Origin of the sequence: Janthinobacterium sp. AD80 (assembly GCF_002878455.1) — a bacterium.
In the GTDB taxonomy this organism is placed as follows: Bacteria; Pseudomonadota; Gammaproteobacteria; order Burkholderiales; family Burkholderiaceae_D; genus Janthinobacterium.
Genome location: NZ_NRDQ01000222.1, coordinates 1 through 3484 on the forward strand (window position 1 = coordinate 1; position 3484 = coordinate 3484).

4 protein-coding genes are annotated in these 3484 nt (G+C 67.0%); 2 read left to right on the forward strand and 2 right to left on the reverse strand.

Going from position 1 to position 3484, the window contains the following annotated elements; genetic code table 11:
- Nucleotides 1–369 (forward strand): PEPxxWA-CTERM sorting domain-containing protein (locus JaAD80_RS27415; protein WP_146012569.1); only part of this gene is annotated, 369 nt, incomplete at its 5' end.
- Between the two features lie 9 nt (nt 370–378).
- Here JaAD80_RS27415 and rmuC read toward each other — a convergent pair.
- On the reverse strand, nt 379–1770 hold the full coding sequence (gene rmuC, locus JaAD80_RS27420; protein WP_102299264.1) for a DNA recombination protein RmuC: 1392 nt from the start codon (nt 1768–1770) through the stop codon (nt 379–381).
- A gap of 4 nt (nt 1771–1774) precedes the next feature.
- The gene (locus tag JaAD80_RS27425) at nt 1775–2170 is read right to left on the reverse strand and encodes a group II truncated hemoglobin (RefSeq protein ID WP_034785429.1); all 396 of its coding nucleotides are present in this window, start codon (nt 2168–2170) and stop codon (nt 1775–1777) included.
- A gap of 146 nt (nt 2171–2316) precedes the next feature.
- Here JaAD80_RS27425 and JaAD80_RS27430 point away from each other — a divergent pair.
- Nucleotides 2317–3484 (forward strand): MFS transporter (locus JaAD80_RS27430; protein WP_180979621.1); only part of this gene is annotated, 1168 nt, incomplete at its 3' end.

Consider the following 3484-nt stretch of genomic DNA (forward strand, 5'->3'; position numbering starts at 1 on the left):
GACGCTGGCGTGCCGCTGATCGACAATCCCGATGCCCTGCGCGGCGGCTCGTTCACGGGCGGCGCCGTGCCGCCCGCCGTGGCCAGCATTCCTTTCCTGCCCTTCGATTATGTGCGCACGGCCAGCAACGTCCCGGCGCCGGCCGGCTATATCGGCGGTGGCGGCGGCGGCGGTGGTGGCGGCCTGCCGCCAGACCAGGGCAGCAGCATCATCGTCGTGCCGCCCACCGTGATCATGCCGTCCTTGCCGCCCACGAACCCGGGCGTCTTGCCAGCCGTGCCGGAACCGCAAACCTGGGCCATGCTGCTGGCCGGCCTGGCGCTGGTCGGTTACAGCGCGCTGCGCCGCCGCGTGGCGCGGCCGGCCTGAGGCGGCGCCTTACTCGGCGTCGCCGGCAGCGTCGCCGGTTCCTGCCTCGTCCGCCTTGCCCAACAGCAGGGCGGCCGCCTCGCCCGGCAAGGCTTCCACGGATTTCAGCTTGCGCGCCATTTGCCGGCTGCGCACTTCCGCGTTTTCGATATTTTTCGCCGCCTTTTCCAGGGTCAGCTTCGTTTGCGACAGTACGTCGCCAAACTTGCCGAACTCCGTCTTGACGGCGCCCAGCACTTGCCACACTTCCGATGAGCGCTTTTCCAGCGCCAGGGTACGGAAACCCATCTGCAAGCTGTTGAGCAAGGCCGTCAGGGTGGACGGTCCGGCGATGCTGACCCGGTGCAGGCGCTGCAATTCATCGGCCAGTCCCGGGCGGCGCATCACTTCCGCATACAAGCCTTCGGTGGGCAGGAAGAGGATGGCGAAGTCGGTGGTGTGCGGCGGTGCCAGGTATTTTTCGGCGATGGTTTTCGCCTCGCCCCGCACGGCCCGTTCCAGCTCGCGCCCGGCCAGGGCCACGCCCTCGGCATCGGCACGTTCGGCCGCCTCGACCAGGCGCTCGTATTGTTCCTTGGGGAACTTCGCGTCGATCGGCATCCACACGGGCGGCCCGCCATCCAGCAGGCCAGGCAGCTTGAGGGCGAATTCCACGCGCGCGCCGCTGCCGGCGATGGTTTCCACATTCTTCGCGTACTGGTCGACAGTAAGTACCTGCTCCAGCAGCATTTCCAGCTGTACCTCGCCCCAGGTGCCGCGCGTCTTGACGTTGGTGAGTACCCGCTTCAAGTCGCCCACGCCCAACGCCAGCTGCTGCATCTCGCCCAGGCCCTGGTGGACTTTTTCCAGCCGTTCCGACACTTGCTGGAACGAGGCGGAGAGCCGCGTCTCGAGTGTCGCATGCAGCTTCTCGTCGACCGTCTTGCGCATTTCTTCCAGGCGCGCGCCGTTGTCTGCCTGCAAGTCGCGGATCTTGTTTTCCAGGGTGGCGCGCACTTCCAGCATGCGCTGCGCATTCGACTCCGTCAGCTGCGCCAAAGTGTGATTCGTGCTGTCGGCAAAGCGCGCCAGGCTTTGCGCCTGCTCTTCGCGCCCGACTTTTCCCTGGGCCTGCATCTGCGTGCGCAGGCTGTCGAGCTGCTGCAGGGTGGCCGCCTGGAATTGCGCCAGGCTGGTGGCCAGGTCCTGGCGCGTGGCTTGCGCCGACGCCTGCAATTGCAGCCGCACTTCGCGCTCGACCCGGTCGATGCGTTCCAGGCTTTGCTGCTGGTGCTGCTGCACCAGCGCCAGGGTGGTGGCGCCATCACCGGCGGCGCCACGCGGACGCAGCAAGATCAATAGCAGCAGGATGATGGCGACGATGGCGGCGCCCAGCAGGCTGTAAAACTCGATTGGGCTCATGGGATCAGTCCGGTTTGTTGCGCATCCAGTCGGCCGTCTGATAGAACGATTCCATCAGCCGCACGCGCAGGGACTCTTCGATGCCCGTGTCTTCCATGGCCCAGGCCATGGCGCGCAGCCACTGGTCGCGCTCGCTGGTGCCGATGGCATACGGCAAGTGGCGCGCGCGCAGGCGCGGGTGGCCGAATTTCTCGATATACAAATCGGGGCCGCCCATCCAGCCCGTGAGGAAGAAATACAGCTTGTCGCGCGAGCCGTCCGTCGAGGGCGGATGCATGACGCGGATGCCGGCGAACTCGGCTTCCAGTTCCATCAAGTCGTAAAAACGGTCGACCATTTCACGCAGCACGGGGGCGCCGCCGATGGTCTCGTACAGGGTAGGGGCAGTGGTATCAGTCATGGCCGCCATGATAGCGCAAGCGCCGGCGCCCCATCCAGCGCCAGCGCTGATTGCCACAGGGTCATTGCCATATTGATTGGCAATATGCTTGACCACTCAAGCTTTAATCAACTACCATGCAATTTTTAACCACGGACGAGACGAGCATGCCCTCCACGCCAGACACGCATTTGCTGCGCAATACCAACTTCCGCTGGCTGCTGGGCGGCGGCCTCGTTTCCATGCTGGGCGACCAGTTCAGCATGCTGGCCCTGCCCTGGCTCGTGCTGAGCCTGACGGGCGATAGCCTCAGCCTGGGGATCGCCGTGGCCCTGATGGGCGCCCCGCGCGCCGTGCTGATTTTGCTGGGCGGCACTATCGCCGACCGCTACTCGGCCCGCCGCGTGATGCTGCTGAGTAAATATGCACAGGCCGCCATCCTGTTCCTACTGGCGGCACTGCTGTGGCTGGACCAGGCCAGCCTGGCGCTGGCCTATGCGGCCGCGCTGGCGCTGGGCATCGCGTCCGCCTTCGCCATTCCGGCCGGCACGGCCATCCTGCCGCAAGCCGTGCCGGCATCATCGCTGCAGAAAGCCAATGGCTTGCAGATGGGCGCGCGCCAGTTGTCCTTGCTGGCCGGCCCCCTGCTGGCGGCGCTCGTGCTCGGCGCTCACGATGGCGCCCGACAAACCGCCATGACGGCCCTGGCCGCCGCCTTCGCCATCGATGCGCTGACGTTTGTCTTCTCGGCCTGGACCTTGCGCCAGGTGGCCTTGCGGCCGCTGGCCGCCGCTGCGGCACAAGGCATGTGGCGCGAGATGGCGGCGGGCCTGGCCATGGTGTGGCGCGACGTTCCCCTGCGCAGCTGTTATGCCTACTGGGCGCTGGTGGCCTTCTTCGTCATGGGTCCGCTGCAAGTGGCCTTGCCCGTGCTGGCCAGCGAGCGCCTGCAGGGCGCTGCGGCGCTGGGCCTGCTGATGGGCGCGCATGGCGCCGGCACCTTGGCCGGCATGCTGTGCTGCGGCCTGGGCGGCGCCTGGCTGCGCCGGCATTTCGGCGCCACCCTGCTGGCCGTCGATGCTGCCGTGGCCGTGCTGCTGATGGCGCTGGGACAAATCAGCGCGGCCTGGCAAGGCGCGGCCCTGCTGGCCTTGACGGGGCTGCTGGGCGGCTACTTGCAGGTGGCCATCTTTACGTGGATACAGCGACGCGTGACGCCCGCCATGCTGGGCCGGGCGATGGCGCTATTCATGGGCATCTTCCTGGGCCTGGCTCCACTGTCGGCGGCGGCCACGGGCGCGCTGCTGCGCCACGCCAGCGTGGGCGAGCTGTTCT

Bases quoted from the DNA above. Each gene is read 5' to 3' on its own strand.
- rmuC (WP_102299264.1), bottom strand. From the start codon at position 1,770: ATGAGCCCAATCGAGTTTTACAGCCTGCTGGGCGCCGCCATCGTCGCC.
- JaAD80_RS27425 (WP_034785429.1), bottom strand. From the start codon at position 2,170: ATGACTGATACCACTGCCCCTACCCTGTACGAGACCATCGGCGGCGCC.